10 protein-coding genes and 1 pseudogene are annotated in these 18,334 nt (G+C 73.6%); 7 read left to right on the top strand and 4 right to left on the bottom strand.

Features of this window, described 5'->3' with window-relative positions; genetic code table 11:
* Positions 1-105: 105 nt before the first annotated feature.
* Complete coding sequence (gene pcrA / locus AC6I72_RS12460; RefSeq protein ID WP_498000849.1) at positions 106-2,598, top strand: DNA helicase PcrA; 2,493 nt, start codon at positions 106-108, stop codon at positions 2,596-2,598.
* A 128-nt stretch (positions 2,599-2,726) separates the two neighbouring features.
* Here the strand turns inward: pcrA and AC6I72_RS12455 are convergent, their stop codons facing one another.
* Entirely contained in the window at positions 2,727-4,169 is a 1,443-nt protein-coding gene (locus AC6I72_RS12455; protein WP_498000848.1) for a M23 family metallopeptidase, read from the bottom strand.
* 211 nt (positions 4,170-4,380) lie between these two features.
* The gene (locus tag AC6I72_RS12450) at positions 4,381-5,247 is read right to left on the bottom strand and encodes an esterase/lipase family protein (RefSeq protein WP_498000847.1); all 867 of its coding nucleotides are present in this window, start codon (positions 5,245-5,247) and stop codon (positions 4,381-4,383) included.
* Positions 5,248-6,017: 770 nt separating this feature from the next.
* Here AC6I72_RS12450 and icmB point away from each other — a divergent pair.
* A complete protein-coding gene (icmB, locus tag AC6I72_RS12445) occupies positions 6,018-6,434 on the top strand; it encodes a coenzyme B12-dependent isobutyryl CoA mutase small subunit (RefSeq protein WP_498000846.1) in 417 nt (138 codons plus the stop codon).
* 212 nt (positions 6,435-6,646) lie between these two features.
* Here icmB and AC6I72_RS12440 read toward each other — a convergent pair whose 3' ends face one another.
* Positions 6,647-8,275: a DUF5691 domain-containing protein gene (locus tag AC6I72_RS12440; protein WP_498000845.1), complete on the bottom strand. Its 1,629-nt coding sequence runs from the start codon at positions 8,273-8,275 to the stop codon at positions 6,647-6,649.
* 247 nt (positions 8,276-8,522) lie between these two features.
* A complete protein-coding gene (locus AC6I72_RS12435) occupies positions 8,523-9,884 on the bottom strand; it encodes an SWIM zinc finger family protein (protein WP_498000844.1) in 1,362 nt (453 codons plus the stop codon).
* Between the two features lie 133 nt (positions 9,885-10,017).
* On the opposite strand from AC6I72_RS12435, the gene AC6I72_RS12430 reads away from it, so the two are divergent.
* The 5 genes and pseudogenes from AC6I72_RS12430 (at position 10,018) to sucD (ending at position 18,149) form a co-directional block, all read left to right on the top strand.
* Positions 10,018-11,178 carry an ATP-binding protein gene (locus tag AC6I72_RS12430; RefSeq protein WP_498000843.1) on the top strand — a complete coding sequence of 387 codons (1,161 nt, stop codon included), beginning with the start codon at positions 10,018-10,020 and terminating at the stop codon, positions 11,176-11,178.
* 201 nt (positions 11,179-11,379) lie between these two features.
* Positions 11,380-13,765: pseudogene (locus AC6I72_RS12425) on the top strand (DUF5682 family protein); the annotation flags it as partial.
* 450 nt (positions 13,766-14,215) lie between these two features.
* Positions 14,216-15,436 carry a VWA domain-containing protein gene (locus tag AC6I72_RS12420; protein ID WP_498000842.1) on the top strand — a complete coding sequence of 407 codons (1,221 nt, stop codon included), beginning with the start codon at positions 14,216-14,218 and terminating at the stop codon, positions 15,434-15,436.
* Between the two features lie 618 nt (positions 15,437-16,054).
* Positions 16,055-17,236: an ADP-forming succinate--CoA ligase subunit beta gene (gene sucC / locus AC6I72_RS12415; RefSeq protein WP_498000841.1), complete on the top strand. Its 1,182-nt coding sequence runs from the start codon at positions 16,055-16,057 to the stop codon at positions 17,234-17,236.
* Between the two features lie 28 nt (positions 17,237-17,264).
* Positions 17,265-18,149 (top strand): succinate--CoA ligase subunit alpha, encoded by an 885-nt coding sequence (gene sucD, locus AC6I72_RS12410; RefSeq protein ID WP_366723642.1) that lies wholly within the window; start codon positions 17,265-17,267, stop codon positions 18,147-18,149.
* The last annotated feature ends 185 nt before the right edge of the window (positions 18,150-18,334 follow it).

The following is an 18,334-nucleotide window of genomic DNA, read 5'->3' as shown; positions in this document are numbered from 1 at the left end:
CGGGGCGCGGTGGTGCGGCGGGGCGAGCGCCCCCGGCCGGTGAAACCGGTCACCTCCCCGGGGCGGCCCCGCGTTGTCGGTGGGGAGCCCTAGACTCGTAGAGCGATGAGCAGCCTCTTTGACGACAGCTTCCTGGCGGACCTCCAGACCCCTCGGGGTCCCGAGGACGAGCCCCCGCCGCCGCCCGAGGACGAGCACGCTCCGGAGCCGGTTCCGGACGATCTGTTCGGCGGGAAGTTCGACCTGCCGCCGGACCGCGAGGCCCACCGGGACGCCTACTACCGCGACGGCGCCCCCCGCCCGCTCGTGGACCCGGCCGCCCTCCTGGACGGACTGAACGAGAACCAGCGTGCCGCCGTCGTCCACTCCGGCTCCCCGCTGCTCATCGTGGCCGGTGCCGGTTCCGGCAAGACCCGCGTGCTCACCCACCGCATCGCCCACCTGCTGGGCGAGCGCGGCGTCCACCCCGGCCAGATCCTGGCGATCACCTTCACCAACAAGGCCGCCGGTGAGATGAAGGAGCGCGTCGAGCAGCTCGTCGGCCCGCGGGCCAACGCGATGTGGGTGATGACCTTCCACAGCGCGTGCGTGCGCATCCTGCGCCGCGAGTCGAAGAAGCTCGGCTTCACCTCCTCCTTCTCGATCTACGACGCCGCCGACTCCAAGCGCCTGATGGCGCTGGTCTGCCGTGACCTGGACCTCGACCCGAAGCGCTACCCGCCCAAGTCCTTCAGCGCCAAGATCAGCAACCTCAAGAACGAGCTGATCGACGAGGAGGACTTCGCCGCCCAGGCCACCGACGGCTTCGAGAAGACCCTCGCCCAGGCCTACGCCCTCTACCAGTCGCGGCTGCGCGAGGCCAACGCCCTCGACTTCGACGACCTGATCATGACGACGGTCAATCTGCTGCGCGCCTTCCCGGACGTGGCCGAGCACTACCGCCGCCGCTTCCGGCACGTCCTGGTCGACGAGTACCAGGACACCAACCACGCCCAGTACGCCCTCGTACGGGAACTCGTCGGCACCGGCGAGCACCCCGCGGACGTACCGCCCGGGCCGGAGGACCTCCAGCCCGCCGAGCTGTGCGTGGTGGGTGACGCCGACCAGTCGATCTACGCCTTCCGCGGCGCGACCATCCGCAACATCCTCCAGTTCGAGGAGGACTACCCGGACGCGACGACGATCCTGCTGGAGCAGAACTACCGCTCCACGCAGACGATCCTGTCCGCCGCCAACGCGGTCATCGAGCGCAACGAGTCCCGCCGCCCGAAGAACCTGTGGACCAACGCGGGCACGGGCGCCCGGATCACCGGGTACGTCGCCGACACCGAGCACGACGAGGCACAGTTCGTCGCCGAGGAGATAGACCGCCTCACGGACGCGGGCGATGCCAAGGCCGGGGACGTCGCCGTCTTCTACCGCACCAACGCCCAGTCCCGTGTCTTCGAAGAGATCTTCATCCGCGTCGGCCTGCCCTACAAGGTGGTCGGCGGCGTCCGCTTCTACGAGCGCAAGGAGGTCCGGGACGTCCTCGCCTACCTGCGCGTCCTGGCCAACCCCGAGGACTCCGTCCCGCTGCGGCGCATCCTCAACGTGCCCAAGCGGGGCATCGGCGAGCGCGCCGAGGCGATGATCGACGCCCTCGCCCAGCGGGAGAAGATCAGCTTCCCGCAGGCGCTGCGCCGGGTCGACGAGGCGTACGGGATGGCCGCGCGGTCGACGAACGCCGTCAAGCGGTTCAACACCCTGATGGAGGAACTGCGCACCATCGTGGAGTCGGGCGCCGGTCCGGCCACGGTCCTGGAGGCGGTCCTCGAACGCACGGGCTACCTGGCCGAGTTGCAGTCCTCCACCGACCCGCAGGACGAGACCCGCATCGAGAACCTCCAGGAACTCGCGGCTGTCGCCCTGGAGTTCGAGCAGGAGCGCGGTGAAGGGGAGTCGGTCGCGCTGTCGGAGTTCCTGGAGCAGGTCGCCCTGGTCGCCGACTCCGACCAGATCCCCGACGAGGAGGACGGTGACGGCGTCATCACCCTGATGACCCTGCACACCGCCAAGGGCCTGGAGTTCCCGGTGGTCTTCCTCACCGGCATGGAGGACGGCGTCTTCCCGCACATGCGCGCCCTCGGCCAGGTCAAGGAGCTGGAGGAGGAGCGCCGTCTGGCCTACGTCGGCATCACGCGCGCGCGGGAGCGGCTGTACCTGACCCGTTCGGCGATGCGCAGCGCGTGGGGCCAGCCGTCGTACAACCCGCCCTCCCGGTTCCTGGAGGAGATCCCGGCCGTGCACGTGGACTGGAAGCGGACGGGCGGCTCCGCGCCGGTGTCCTCCGGTCCGGCCTCCGGGGTGGCGGCCTCGCTGTCGTCGTCCCGTTCCCGTTCGTCGGCGGCCGGTGCCTCGGGCTTCGCCACCCGGCGCGCTGCGGAGAAGCCGGTGGTGTCCCTCGCCGTCGGAGACCGGGTCACGCACGACCAGTTCGGCCTCGGCACGGTGGTCGCCGTCAAGGGCACCGGTGGCAACGCGGAGGCGACGATCGACTTCGGCGACGCCAAGCCCAAGCGGCTGCTGCTGCGCTACGCGCCGGTCGAGAAGCTGTAGGACCGGCAGAGCCCTGGGGCCGTGCCGGACGGCCGGATTCCGGGACCTGAAGCGGTGGCCCCCGCCGAAGGCGGATTCCGGGCGGGGGGGGCGGTCCGGGGCCGGACCGGCCCTCGGCCCCGTCGGCCCTACGTCGGGTTCAGGCCGTGGCTGCGCAGCCACGGCAGCGGGTCGATCGGTGCCCCGCCGGCCGGGCGCACCTCGAAGTGCAGGTGCGGGCCGGTGGAGTTGCCGGACTTGCCCGAGTACGCGATCGGCTGCCCGGCCTTGACGGTGGCCCCGGTGACGACCTGGTAGCGGGAGAGGTGGCAGTACCACGTCTCCGTGCCGTCCTTCGCGGTGAGGATCAGCATGTTGCCGTAGGCGCTGTTGAACTGGGTACGGACCGTGCCGTCGGTGGCGGCCATGACCGTCGTCCCGTACCAGACGGGGAAGTCGATGCCGGTGTGCACGGACATCCAGTTGACACCGGCCTGGCCGAAGTAGGCGCTGAGCCCCCTCTGCGCCACCGGCAGCGCGAACTTGGGACGCAGCCGCTCCTTGCGCGCCGCCTCGTCCGCGGCCTTCCTCCGCTCGGCCTCCTGCTGCGCCCTGAGGTCGATGCGCTCCTGGGTGCGGCTGGCCCGGTCGGCGAAGTCGTTCGCCCCGGCGGACAGGCTCTGGAGCTGGGTGTCCAGCTTGTTGTTGGCGGTGGACGCCTGCACGGGATGGGTCTCGGCGGCGGACGCCGAGGTCTCCTGGTCGTCGCCCGTGAAGCTGCCGACGGAGGCCGCGGCGATTCCGGCGACGCCCACCACGCAGACCGAGGGCACCGCCACGGTCAGCAGCGCGGACCGCTTGGCGGGCCGGCGCCGGGAACGGCCCCCGCTGCGCGAGGCCGCGCGCGGCGCGGGCACCGCGGTGGCCTCCTCCTGGTCCTGGCCCTGGTCCTCCGGATCGGGGAGGACGGGCAGTTCACCGGTCGCGGCCGGATCGGGGCCGGCCGACGGCTCCTGCGGCAGCGGAAGGCCCTCGTCGGCCGCACCGGCGCTGTTCCACTGGGTGGCGTCGTAGGCGCCGGTGTCGAAGGTCTGGGTGCCCCAGTCCCACTGCTGGGTCTGCTCGGCCGGGGCCGCCGCGGCCGGGTCCTGGAGCCAGGCGTTGGTGTCCCACTGGCCGGTGGCGTCGACGGGCGCCGGCTGCTGCGGCACGGCGGACAGATGCTGGTAGCCGGTGGACCAGGCGGTCGTGTCGTACGCGCCCGTGTCGTAGGAGGCGTGGTGCTGGGCCGCGTACGCGTGGTGGGTCAGGGTGTGGCTGCCGGTGGACCACTGGGTGGTGTCGTACGCGCCGGTCGTCCCGGCGTCCGCCGCGTGGGCGTCGCCGGTGTGCAGGTCACCGAAGAGGGGGTCGGCCGGGAAGGCCGCCGTGGTGTGGGTGCCGGTGTGAAATCCGGTGGCGTCGTAGTCGCCGTACGTGGTGAAGTCACCGTAGGCGGCTTCCTGTCCGCCGTACGGCGCATAGGGCGCCGAGGCGTCGTCGGAGGCCGGGGCCGGGGGCGTCGCGGTCCCCGACGGGTGGCGGTCGTTCACCAACTTCTCTTTCGCCTCGACAACAGGGGCTGCCAGAGCAGTGCGGCGACTGTACCCGGCGGTACGTGGGCGCGACAATCTTCGGCAGGTTTCCTGCCCGCGGGAAACGGGCAATCGGCCGTGATTCGGCGGACTGCGGACACGGCCTTGGGTTTGTGTTCGAGGTCATGTTCGACCCTGATGGGTCAATGCGGAGTGAGGCGAGGGCTGATCAGGCCACGGTCAGCCCCCCGCCCTGCGCCGTCGACGGGTCCCCCGGCCGTACGGTGTCCAGGGCCTGCCGTATCCCGCTCGCGACGGCAGGGTGCACGGGCAGGGCGAGATGGCCGATGCCGCTCACCCGGATGTTCTCCGCCCGCAGGTCCGGGTGCTCGATGCAGGCCGACTCCAGAGGGTCCATCAGGTGGTCGAGGTCGCTCCAGAAACTGACGAAGTGGGTGCGGCAGCCGGGCGCGGGACCGGACAGCTCCTCGATCAGCTCGGACCCGGGCCGCATCTGACGGACGATCGGGTGCGCGTTGGCCAGCGGCGCGACCCGGGTCCCCGCGTGCGGGGTGCCCAGGGTGACGAGGGTGCGGATGCGGGCGTCACCGCCGAGCCGCTGCACGTAGTAGCGGGCTATCAGTCCGCCGAGGCTGTGCCCGACGACGTCGACCCGCTCGCTGCCCGTGCGCTCGCAGATCTCCTCTATGTGCCGGCCGAGCAGCTCGGCCGCGGTGCGGATGTCGCAGGTCAGCGGCGAGTAGTTGAGGGACTCCACCCGCTGCCGGCCGTGCTGGGCGAGGTTGCGGCGCAGCAGCACGAAGACCGAACGGTTGTCGATGAAACCGTGCAGCAGCACCACCGGCGGCTTCGCCTCGACCGGCAGCTGGGGGGCGGCGCCCGGGGCGGGCAGCGGGGTCTCGGCGGCGCGGCGCTCCTGGACGATCCCCGACGGGTAGAGGAGGACGTGACCGGCGAGGATCGCCAGCTCCAGGGCCGTCGCCTTCAGCAGGCCCACCGACACTCCCGCGATTCTGCCCGGGATGAGGCGCTGGCAGAACGGGAGGAGGGGATCTGCGACGCTGGTGACCTTCATGGCCGACCTCCTGTCGGCACGCGGGAGGACGGCTCTGTCCCCCGGGTGCCCTCGTGGGCAGTCGCGGCAGCGGCCTCGGACGGGGCGCGGGCGGGGCGCGCGGAGCGGACCACCCGGCGTGCGGCGCGCACGGTGCCGCCGGTACGGCGGTGAGCGCCGCCGGTGTCCTTCCGTTCGCCCCCGCTGCCGTGCCCGGCCCGCCCGGTGTGTCCTTCGTGCCCCGCACGACACCCCGAGCCCCCGCGACGCGCCGGGCCCGTGCGGTCCGTCGCGCGCGCGAGGAGCCCGGTCCGCTCCTCGAGGGTGCCGGTGGTGCGGGAGACGCAGAGAGGGCGGACGCCTAGGGCGTGTTTCGAAAGTCCCGCCTGCCCCGCGACGCCTGGCACGCGCGCTCGCCGCGTTGTCGGGATCGACCACGTACGCCCGGTACGAGGACGACCCTCCGCCTTGCGATCACACGCACCAGACGCCGCGGGGCCCGCCCTCCGGGCGGACAGCGCCACTTTCGAAACACGCCCTAGCCGCGGCTGGGGTGACGCTTGTTCCCGCCGCGATTCCCGGACCGCGGCGGGGAACGGTGCGCCGGGTGAAGATCCCTCCTGCGCCAGGCGCCCGGGGAACTGTCCCTGCGTGTGATTTCCCCCTCGCTCCGCACCGTGAAACTGCCGGGTGCGGGATGCTGGCGATAACGTTCGTTCACTTCCCCGGACGATGTGGTGCGGGGCGTCCGTCCCGTGGTGGACGTATGTAGTCGCTTCATGGAGGCAGTGATGGGTGTGGCAGCCGGTCCGATCCGCGTGGTGGTGGCCAAGCCGGGGCTCGACGGCCACGATCGCGGAGCGAAGGTGATCGCGCGGGCCCTGCGCGACGCCGGCATGGAGGTCATCTACACGGGCCTGCACCAGACGCCGGAGCAGATCGTCGACACGGCGATCCAGGAGGACGCCGACGCGATCGGCCTGTCCATCCTCTCCGGCGCGCACAACACGCTGTTCGCCGCCGTGATCGAACTGCTCCGGGAGCGTGAGGCCGAGGACATCGTCGTCTTCGGGGGCGGCATCATCCCCGAGGCGGACATCCCGCCGCTGAAGGAGAAGGGCGTCGCGGAGATCTTCACCCCCGGCGCGACCACCCAGTCGATCGTGGACTGGGTGCGGGCGAACGTCCGCCAGCCGGCCCAGGCGTAGCACCCCGGCCGGGCGGGCGCCGCCGTGCCCCCGCGGGCGCGCCCCTGTGGCGTGCCCGCCCCCGCGCGGCTTTCCGCTACGGCCGCCCCCGCGCGGACTCCCGCTACGGCCGTCCTCGGGCGGACTTCCGGTCCGGACGCTCCCGGGCGGTCCGCACGCAGGCCCGCCACGAGGCGGCTCCCCGGCGTGGCCGCCCCCGGCCGGGGCGGGCGTCAGCCGGTGGCCGCGTCGAGTTCCTCGGCCATCGCGGCGCGCAGGCGCAAGGTCGTCACCAGCCGCTGGAACGCCTCCGCCCAGTAGCCGCCGGCTCCGGGCGACGCGTCCTCCGCCTCGTCCGGCACCGCCAGCAGCCCGTCGAGCCGGGCCGCCTCCGCGGGGTCCAGACACCGCTCGGCCAGTCCCATCACTCCACTGAAACTCCATGGGTAGCTCCCTGCGTCCCGCGCGATGTTGAGCGCGTCGACCACCGCCCGTCCGAGCGGCCCGGCCCACGGCACCGCGCACACCCCGAGCAGCTGAAAGGCCTCGGACAGTCCGTGCGCCGCGATGAAACCGGCGACCCACTCGGCCCGTTCCGCGCCGCCCAGCGTGCCGAGCAGCTTGGCGCGCTCGGCCAGCGACACCGCACCCGGACCGCCGGCCTCGGGCGCCGCGGGTTCGCCGAGCAGCGCCCGCGCCCACCGGGCGTCCCGCTGCCGCACCGCCGCCCGGCACCAGGCCGCGTGCAGCTCGCCCTGCCAGTCGTCGGCCACCGGCAGCGCCACGATCTCCTGCGGGGTGCGCCCGCCCAGCCGCGGGGACCAGGTCCCGAGCGGAGCCGCCTCCAGCAGCTGACCCAGCCACCACGAGCGCTCACCCCTTCCCGACGGCGCCTTGGCCACCACACCGTCGCGCTCCATGCTCGCGTCGCACTCGTGGGGGGCCTCAACGGCGATCGTCGGCGTGTCACGGGTGTGGTCGACGGCCACACAGGCCGCGGCCCGCTCCGCCATCCGTGCGGCCAGCGCCGATCCGGGCAGCGCCGACAGCAGCTCGGCGGCGGTGGAGCGGACGTTGCGGCTCCGGTCCGCGAGGGCCTGTTCCAGGAACGGCTCGTCGTCCGGGCCCAGGCCGGCCCGCAGCGAGTCGAGGAACATCAGCCGGTCCTCGGCCCGCTCGGTCGCCCACGTGCCGGCGAGCAGTTCGCGCGCCGCCTCGGGCCGCTGCTGCCGTATCGCCGCCAGGAGCGCGACGCGCTCGGCGAACAGGCCCTCCTCCCACAGCCGCCGGATGCGGGCGGTGTCCTCGGGGCCGGGCAGTGCGGAGCCGCCGCCGGGGGCCGCCCGCAGCGCGAACCGCCAGTCCGGGTTCAGCCGGGCCAGCCACAGCGCGCGCGGGCCGGCGAAGGCCAGCGCGGCGGGCCGCAGGTCCGTACGCCCCCGGGCCGCGTCCAGCAGGGCGGGCAGCGCATGCGGCGGTGCCGCGTAGCCGCGCGCGTTCGCCGCGGTCAGCCACTGCGGAAGCAGCTCCATGAGGTCCGGTGCCGTGCCCCTGCGGCCGCCTCCGGCCGTACCGGACCGGTCGGCCAGCAGCTGGGTGAGCCTGCGGGCCGCGGCCGGCGGCAGGGCGGGGCGGGGGTCCGCGGGCGCCGGCCGGGGGCGCTCGCCCGCCGGTGCCGGGAGCAGGCCCGCGCGGCGGCTGACGGTGAGCGCGGCCGCCGCGTCCAGCAGCGCCACCGGAGCGTCCCGGCCGCAGGCACCCGCCGGGTGCCTGCGGCGGTCCGTGCCGAGCAGCGCGGTGGTGACCAGCTCCTCCCAGGCGCCCGCTGCGGGCGCGTCCACCGGGGCGGAGGTCCTGATCATGAGCGTCCTTTCCGTTGCCGGGTGCCCGAAGAGGGTGGTCGGAGGGTCACCCGGTCCGGGTTTCCCCTGGGGTGGAAGAAATGCGTGTAACCGGTGAGAAAGGGCGGTCTCGTGAGGCGGCGTGCGCCTTTCGGGTGAGACTTCCCGCTCTGCCGGGAAGCCCTCGCTCCGTACGCCGACGTCACTCCGGTGCCGGACACGGCACCCCTGCCGACCGGGACGAATGTCGCAGACGGTGTACAGACGATCAGCACAGGGTCACCGCCTCTCCGTCTCCCCGCGGCCATGCCGTCAGGGGGGTGAACCCGCGGTGGCCGCACTCCCCGAAGACCGTGACCGGCGCTCCGCCCGAAAGGGCGACCAGCCGCCACAGCCCGGGCCGGGAGCGGGCCAGGGGGGTCAGGGGCAGTGCGTGGTCCGACCCGGCGTCGGCCAGCTGCCAGGAGTCGCCGGCCGGGACCGGTACCACCTCGCCCAGCGTCACCGGGACGGACTCCAGCCAGGGGTCGTCGCGCAGCGCCTCGCCGTAGCGGGCCACCGCCTGCGCCGTGGTCACGCCGGGCGGGCGGGTAGGCGTCGGGGCCGGGGGCGCGAACCGCTCGCCCAGCGCCGCACGCAGCTGTCCCGCGCCGGGATAGGGCGTCACCTCCGCCTCCAGGCACAGCCCCACCGGCAGCGCCGGCTCCGGCGCGCGGCCGGCGGCGCCGTAGGACAGCAGCAGGACCGTACGGCCGGAGCCGGTGCCGTGCAGCCAGATCCGGCGCGTGGTCAGCTTCGCGTCCGCCGTGTCGTACTGGGCGAGGACCAGCCAGCGGTCGCGCACCGGCGGCCCTTCGGCGGAACCCGGCAGGCCGATGCGGGAGCGGACCGTCGCCGCCAGGTCCTGCGGCAGCCGCTCGCGGTGCAGCCAGCCCTGGTCCAGGAGGTGCAGCAGCGCGCACTCCTCCAGCAGCCGCACCGGCCAGCCCGGACCGGAGGACGGTATCGCGCCCAGCTCACGCACCCGGGCCGCGAGCCCCGGGGCCTGGGCGTCGACCATCCGGGCCGCCGTCTCCTCCCACAGCCCGTACCCCGCCTGCTCGGCCGTGGCCAGGCCGCCGCGCAGGAGGTCGGCCAGGCGCTGCTCCAGTTCCGTCGCGCCCGCGGTGATCCGCTCGGCCCGGCGCTCCGCCCGGCGCAGCGCCGCCTGCGGATCCGCGGCGCCGCCCGCGGGCCCCGCCGCCTTCTCCGTCTTCTCCGAGGCCCGCTTGCGCCGGCCCGCCAGCCATTGCTCGGCCCACTGCGGTGTTCCAGCGGCGGGCACGGTGGCGACCGCATCCTCCCCGCCCGCCCACAGCAGCAGCAGTCCGAGCGCGTGCTTGCACGGGAACTTACGGCTCGGGCAAGTGCACTTGTACGCCGGACCCGACGCGTCGGCGAGGTCGACGACCGTCTGATAGGGCTTGCTCCCGCTGCCCTTGCACAGCCCCCACACCGTCCCCTCGTCGGTACTCCCCGCCTCGGACCACGGTCCCGCCGTGCCGAGTTTGCTTCCCGCTTTGCGTGACGCGACGTCAGGCGCCAGTGCCAGCACCTGGTCCGCACTCCAGCGCACCCCCTGCTGTGTCATGCGTCGAAGGTAGGCGGCCCCACTGACAATCGGCCTCGGCGAGCGCGTTTGCGCAGGTCGGAACGGATTGTCAGTGCCGTGGTGCACGGTTGGTGACAGATCCGAACCGGCCGAGCTGGAGGGGGCCTCAGCCATGTCTGTGACCGTAGAACCCACGTCCGCGGAACCGATCCGCACCGACTCCGCGCCCGCGAACACGGGCGGCGAGCACGGCGAGCAGGCGCTGCGGCCGCACGCCGAGGACGCCTTCGCCGCCGAACTGGCCGCCCTGGCCGCGCAGGACGACCGTCCGCGCCCGGCGCGGTGGAAGCTGTCGCCGTGGGCCGTGGCCACCTACCTCCTCGGCGGGACCCTGCCGGACGGCACGGTGATCACACCCAAGTACGTCGGCCCGCGCCGCATCGTCGAGGTCGCCGTCACCACCCTCGCCACCGACCGCGCCCTGCTCCTGCTCGGTGTGCCCGGCACCGCCAAGACCTGGGTGTCGGAGCACCTGGCCGCCGCGGTCAGCGGCGACTCCACGCTGCTGGTGCAGGGCACCGCGGGCACCCCGGAGGAAGCGATCCGCTACGGCTGGAACTACGCCCGGCTGCTGGCGCACGGCCCGAGCCGGGACGCCCTGGTACCCAGCCCCGTCATGCGGGCGATGGCCGAGGGGATGACCGCCCGCGTCGAGGAGCTGACCCGTATCCCGGCCGACGTCCAGGACACGCTGATCACGATCCTGTCGGAGAAGACCCTGCCGATACCGGAGCTGGGCCAGGAGGTGCAGGCGGTCCGCGGGTTCAACCTGATCGCCACGGCCAACGACCGCGACCGCGGGGTCAACGACCTGTCCAGCGCCCTGCGCCGGCGGTTCAACACGGTGGTGCTGCCGCTGCCGGAGACCCCCGAGGCCGAGGTGGACATCGTCTCCCGGCGCGTCGACCAGATCGGCCGCTCCCTCGACCTGCCGTCCGTGCCGGACGGCGTCGACGAGATCCGCCGGGTCGTGACCGTCTTCCGGGAACTGCGCGACGGCGTCACCACGGACGGCCGGACGAAGCTGAAGTCGCCCAGCGGCACGCTGTCGACGGCCGAGGCGATCTCCGTCGTCACCAACGGGCTCGCGCTGGCCGCGCACTTCGGCGACGGAGTGCTGCGGGCCGGTGACGTCGCGGCGGGCATCCTCGGCGCCGTCGTCCGCGACCCGGCGGCCGACCGCGTCATCTGGCAGGAGTACCTGGAGACCGTGGTCCGCGAGCGCGACGGCTGGAAGGACTTCTACCGGGCCTGCCGGGAGGTGAGCGCGTGAGCGGCGGAGTGAGCGTGAGCGGGACGGGACCGGTGACGGACGTGAGGGGAAGGGGTGCGGTGACGGACCTGCGGGGGACGGGAGCGGTGAGGGGCGTGAGCGGGACGGGAGCGGTGAGGGGCGGCCTGGTGCGGGCCCGCGACGACGACGAGCCCAGCTGGACGGGCAGCCGGGGCGGACGACGGGCAGTGGGGGGACGGCGTGCCGGGCGCTGAGCGCGACCAGGGGAAAGGCAGCCGCGGATCCGGCGGGGGGCCGCTGCTGCTCGGGGTGCGGCACCACGGGCCGGGTTCCGCGCGGGCGGTGCGGGCGGCGCTGGAGGCGGCCCGGCCGTCGGTGGTGCTGATCGAGGGCCCTCCGGAGGCCGACGCGCTCGTCCCGCTCGCCGCGGACGAGGGCATGCGGCCGCCGGTCGCCCTGCTCGCCCACGCCGTGGACGAGCCCGGCCGCTGCGCGTTCTGGCCGATGGCCGGGTTCTCCCCGGAGTGGACCGCCCTCCGCTGGGCCCTGGAGCACGGCGTCCCGGCCCGCTTCATCGACCTCCCGGCCGCGCACACGCTCGCCTGGGAGACCGGCACCACCGGCACGCCCGAGGGCGGCGGCACGCCCGAGGACGGCGGGGAGCGCACGGACGGGAAGGACTCCGGGGAGGAGGGGACCGCGGAGCCCCCGGGACGGCCGGCCGGCGCCGAGGTGCGGATCGATCCGCTCGCCGTGCTGGCGGACACCGCCGGGTACGACGACCCGGAGCGCTGGTGGGAGGACGTCGTCGAGCACCGCGGCGCGGGACGGAAGGACGCGTTCGCCCCGTTCCTGGTGCTGGAGGAGGCCATGGGGGCGCTGCGCGAGACCTACGGCAGCGGCGACCGCGATCTGGTGCGCGAGGCCCACATGCGGCTCCAGGTGCGGGCGGCGCAGCGGGAGTTCGCCGGCACAGTGGCCGTGGTGTGCGGCGCCTGGCACGTGCCCGCGCTGCGGCGGAGGACCACCGTCACCGCGGACCGGGCGCTGCTGAAGGGGCTGCCCAAGGTCAAAGCGGACATGACGTGGGTGCCGTGGACGCACCGCAGGCTCTCCCGGTTCAGCGGATACGGGGCGGGCGTCGACGCGCCGGGCTGGTACGCCCATCTGTTCGACGTGCCGGACCGGCCGGTCGAGCGGTGGCTGACGAAGGTGGCGGGGCTGCTGCGCGAGGAGGACCGGATCGTGTCCTCCGCCCACGTCATCGAGGCGGTACGGCTGGCCGAGACGCTCGCGGCGATGCGGGGCCGCCCGCTCCCCGGGCTGAGCGAGACCACCGATGCCGTGCGGGCGGTGATGGGTGACGGCTCGGACGTGCCGCTGGCCCTGGTGCACGACCGGCTGGTGGTCGGGGACGTCCTCGGCGAGGTGCCGGAAGCGGCGCCCGCGGTGCCGTTGCAGCGCGACCTGACCCGCCTCCAGCGCAGGCTGCGCCTCAAACCCGAGGCACTGGAGCGGGAGGTGGAACTGGACCTGCGCAGGGAGACCGACGCCGCGCGCAGCAGGCTGCTGCACCGGCTGCGGCTGCTGGGCGTCGGCTGGGGCGAGCCCGCGGCCTCCCGGGGGAGCACCGGCACCTTCCGGGAGACCTGGCGCCTGCGCTGGGAGCCGGAGCTGTCGGTGCGGGTCGCCGAGGCCGGGGTGTGGGGCACGACCGTGTCCGCCGCCGCCACCGCCAAGGCCGAGGCGGACGCGGCCGGCACGGACGTCCTCGCCGAGGTGACGGCGCTCGCCGAGTGCTGTCTGCTGGCCGGGCTGTCGGACGCGCTGCCGGTGGTGATGCGCGTGCTCGCCGACCGGGCGGCGCTCGACACCGACGTCGGGCACCTCGCCCAGGCCCTGCCGGCCCTGGTCCGCTCCCTGCGCTACGGCGACGTGCGCGGCACGGACACGCAGGCTCTGGCGGAGGTGGCCGCGGGTCTTGCCGAGCGGGTCTTCGTCGGCCTGCCCCCGGCCTGCGCCGCCCTGGACGCGGACGCCGCCGAGGAGATGCGGCGCCACATGGACGCGGTCCACACGGCCGTGGGTCTGCTCGGTGACACCCTCGGCGCGGGCCGCGGCGATCTGCGGGCCCGCTGGCACGGGGTGCTCGGGATCCTGTCGGGCCGGGAGAGCGTGGCCGGAGTCGTCCGGGGCCGGGCGGCGCGACTGCTGCTCGACGACGGCGCCCTCGCGCAGGAGCGGGCGGCGCGGCTCATGGGGCTCGCGCTCTCCCCGGGCACACCGCCGCCGGACGCGGCCGCCTGGATCGAGGGCTTCGTCGGCGGCGGGGGCGGGATGCTGCTGGTGCACGACGAGCGGCTGCTCGGGCTGGTCGACGCCTGGCTGTCCGGTGTGCCGGCGGACGCGTTCACCGACGTGCTGCCGCTGCTGCGGCGCACCTTCTCGGCGTACGAGCCCGGGGTGCGCCGGACGCTCGGGGAACTGGTCCGGCGCGGCCCGGGGCAGGACGACCGCTCGGCCGGTACGGCGGCGGCCGGCGCCCCCGGTTTCGCGGCCGCCCTCGACCAGGAACGGGCCGCCGCGGTGCAGCCGGTGGTGCGGCTGCTCCTGGGACTGGACAGCCCCGGCTCCGGCCGGGACACCGGGCTCGGCCGGAACACCGCGCCCGGCGCGCACGCCGAACACGGTCCCACCGAGCCCGGCCGGGACACCGGTTCCGGCCGGGAGGCCGGGCCAGGCCGGGACGCCGAGCGTGACCCGCACCCCGGGCCCGGCCGAAGCACCGCCTCCTCCCCGGGCACCGCGCCCGGTCAGGACGCCGGGACCGGCCCGCACGCCGCCCCCGGCCGGGACACCGGTTCCTCCCTGGACACCGGACTCACCCCGGACAGCGGTGCCGGTGTGGTCTCCGGGGCCGGCGCCGGAGGGAACGGCGGCGACCGGTTCGCGGGGGCGGCGGTCAGGGCGATACCCGAGCGGTACGACGGGGTGGCGGTATGACGGGGCTGGAGAGCCATGACGGGGGTGGCGGCATGAGGCTGCCGGCAGGGCGTGACGGGATGGCGGTACGGCGATGCCGGCAAGGCGTGACGGGGTGGAGGGCGTGACCGTGGCAGAGGGGTACGGCGCGGGTGGGGCGGAGGCGGACCGGGAGCGGTTGCGGCGCTGGCGGCTCGTGCTCGGCGGGGACACGGCCGACGGCACCGGATGCACCCTCTCCGGGCGGGACGCGGCGATGGACGGGGCGCTGGCCGCGCTCTACGGCAAGGGCGACAAACCGCAGACGGGCCGGGCCGGGCGGGAGCGTTCCGCCGGGCTCGGGGCCTCGGCGCCCTCCGTGGCGCGCTGGCTCGGGGACATCCGGACGTACTTCCCGGCCTCCGTCGTCCAGGTGATGCAGCGGGACGCCATCGACCGGCTCGGGCTCTCCACGCTGCTGCTGGAACCGGAGATGCTGGAGGCGGTGGAAGCGGACGTCCACCTCGTCGGCACGCTGCTCTCGCTCAACAAGGCGATGCCGGAGACGACGAAGGAGACGGCACGGGCCGTGGTGCGCAGGGTCGTGGAGGACCTGGAGAAGCGGCTCGCCACGCGCACCCGGGCCACCCTCACCGGCGCTCTCGACCGCAGCGCCCGCATCAGCCGGCCGCGCCACCACGACATCGACTGGAACCGCACGATCGCGGCCAACCTCAAGCACTACCTGCCCGAGTACCGCACGATCGTGCCGGAGCGGCTCATCGGGTACGGGCGCGCGTCGCAGTCCGTGAAGAAGGAGGTCGTCCTCTGCATCGACCAGTCGGGGTCGATGGCGGCCTCGGTGGTGTACGCGTCGGTGTTCGGGGCGGTGCTGGCGTCCATGCGGTCGATCAGCACGCGGCTGGTCGTGTTCGACACGGCGGTCGTCGACCTGACCGACCAGCTCGACGACCCGGTGGACGTGCTCTTCGGCACCCAGCTCGGCGGCGGCACGGACATCAACCGGGCGCTGGCGTACTGCCAGTCGCAGATCACCCGGCCGGCCGAGACGGTGGTCGTGCTGATCAGCGACCTGTACGAGGGAGGCATACGCAACGAGATGCTGAAACGGGTGGCGGCCATGCAGGCGTCGGGGGTGCAGTTCGTGACGCTGCTCGCGCTCTCCGACGAGGGGGCTCCGGCGTACGACAGGGAGCACGCCGCGGCGCTGGCGGCGCTCGGCGCCCCGGCGTTCGCCTGCACCCCGGACCTGTTCCCCGACGTGATGGCGGCGGCGATCGAGAAGCGTCCGCTGCCGGTCCCGGAGACCGCGTGAGGCGTACGGGCCGGGGGCGCGGCGGGCCGGCCGGCGCAGCTCCTGCCCATCGGCGACAGGAGCTTGTACCCATCGGTAACAGGGGCTTGCGCGAGGACGGGCGGTGCGTGCGAGGATCAGTGCCCCGCCGGCCCGCGCCCGGGGCCCGGGGCCGTCTCCGGCAGCCCGTGAGACCTCGCGACCCCGTGGGGCCGGTGGGCCCGGTCGGCCGAAAACCGTCGGTTTCTCCGGACGTCCGCCCGGCAACCCGCGGAAGGGCCGGCTGGTCCCCATTGGGGTGGGGATCAGCCGCCCGAGCCCCCAGGGGCTCTTCCTGGGGTCTCACCGGGTCAACCCCAGCCCGGTGAGATCCCGACGGAAGCCCCCGCCGCAGGCCCGCCGCGGCCCCGCGCGCGGCACGCGGTGCCAGCGAAGGCGGCATCATGTGACAGGTATCACCGCTCAGGTGTGACCCTCGATTTATGGCGCCCCCGCAAGCGGCGATAACCTGCGAGATGGACATGCCGCGCGCTCGGACACCGTGTGCGCCTCCCTTGTGACAAGCGGACGTCACGTTGCCCTTCGCGGCACGCCCACGCATCCAACGAACCGCGAGATCACTGATAGGGACGGAAGCGCGTGGACCTGTTCGAGTACCAGGCGAGGGACCTCTTCGCCAAGCACGATGTACCGGTGCTGGCCGGTGAAGTCATCGACACGCCTGAGGCGGCGCGCGAGATCACGGAGCGTCTGGGCGGCAAGTCCGTCGTCAAGGCGCAGGTGAAGGTCGGTGGTCGCGGCAAGGCCGGCGGCGTGAAGCTCGCCGCCACCCCGGACGAGGCCGTCGCCCGCTCGACGGACATCCTCGGCATGGACATCAAGGGCCACACGGTCCACAAGGTCATGATCGCCGAGACGGCCCCCGAGATCGTCGAGGAGTACTACGTCTCCTTCCTCCTCGACCGTGCGAACCGCACCTTCCTCTCCATCGCCTCCGTCGAGGGCGGCATGGAGATCGAGGAGGTCGCCGCGACCCGCCCCGAGGCCGTCGCCAAGACCCCGATCGACGCCATCGACGGTGTGACCCCGGAGAAGGCCCGCGAGATCGTCGAGGCCGCGAAGTTCCCGGCCGAGGTCGCCGACAAGGTCGCGAACGTCCTGGTCAAGCTCTGGGACACCTTCATCAAGGAGGACGCCCTCCTGGTCGAGGTCAACCCGCTGGCCAAGGTCGCCTCCGGTGAGGTCATCGCCCTGGACGGCAAGGTGTCGCTCGACGACAACGCCGAGTTCCGTCACCCCGACTTCGAGGCCCTCCACGACAAGGCCGCGGCCAACCCGCTCGAGGCCGCCGCCAAGGAGAAGAACCTCAACTACGTCAAGCTCGACGGCGAGGTCGGCATCATCGGCAACGGCGCGGGTCTCGTCATGAGCACTCTGGACGTCGTGGCGTACGCCGGTGAGAAGCACGGCAACGTCAAGCCCGCCAACTTCCTGGACATCGGCGGCGGCGCCTCCGCCCAGGTCATGGCGAACGGCCTGGAGATCATCCTGGGCGACCCGGACGTCAAGTCCGTCTTCGTCAACGTCTTCGGTGGCATCACCGCCTGCGACGAGGTCGCCAACGGCATCGTCCAGGCGCTGAAGCTCCTGGAGGACCGCGGCGAGAAGGTCGAGAAGCCGCTCGTCGTCCGCCTCGACGGCAACAACGCCGAGCTGGGCCGCAAGATCCTCACCGACGCGAACCACCCGCTGGTGCAGCGCGTCGACACCATGGACGGCGCGGCCGACAAGGCCGCCGAGCTGGCCCACGCCGCCAAGTAATCACTCAGGACGAGGACACCAACACACCATGGCTATCTGGCTCAACAAGGACAGCAAGGTCATCGTCCAGGGCATGACCGGCTCCACCGGCATGAAGCACACCAAGCTCATGCTCGGCGACGGCACCAACGTCGTGGGCGGCGTGAACCCGCGCAAGGCGGGACAGACCGTGGACTTCGACGGCACCGAGGTACCGGTCTTCGGCACCGTCAAGGAGGCCATCGAGAAGACCGGCGCCGACGTCACCGTCATCTTCGTGCCGGAGAAGTTCACCAAGGACGCGGTCGTCGAGGCCATCGACGCCGAGATCCCGCTGGCCGTCGTGATCACCGAGGGCATCGCCGTGCACGACTCGGCCGCCTTCTGGGCGTACGCCGGCAAGAAGGGCAACAAGACCCGCATCATCGGCCCGAACTGCCCCGGCATCATCACGCCGGGCCAGTCGAACGTCGGCATCATCCCGGGCGACATCACCAAGCCGGGCCGTATCGGCCTGGTCTCGAAGTCCGGCACGCTGACGTACCAGATGATGTACGAGCTGCGTGACATCGGCTTCTCGACGGCCGTCGGCATCGGTGGCGACCCGATCATCGGCACCACGCACATCGACGCGCTCGCCGCGTTCGAGGCCGACCCTGAGACCGACCTGATCGTCATGATCGGCGAGATCGGCGGCGACGCCGAGGAGCGCGCGGCCGACTTCATCAAGGCCAACGTGACCAAGCCGGTCGTCGGCTACGTCGCGGGCTTCACCGCGCCCGAGGGCAAGACCATGGGCCACGCCGGCGCCATCGTCTCCGGTTCGTCCGGCACCGCCCAGGCGAAGAAGGAGGCCCTGGAGGCCGCGGGCGTCAAGGTCGGCAAGACCCCGACCGAGACGGCCAAGCTGGCCCGCGCCATCCTCAGCGCCTGAGTCCGGTTCCGCGCAGCGGAACGGCGGACATCGGTGGGCCCGCCCCCGGCGACATGCCGGGTGCGGGCCCACCGCCGTCTCCGGACCGCGAGCCCCGGCCGGGCAGGCCCCGGCCGCGAGCCCGACCCGGCGAGGCTCTGGCCGTGAGCCCCGACCAGCGAGGCCCTGACCGGCGAGTCCCGGCC

This window comes from Streptomyces sp. Xyl84 (assembly GCF_059731885.1).
The sequence above is the reverse complement of the archived record's forward strand: the minus strand, read 5'-3'. Positions and strand labels throughout refer to the sequence as shown.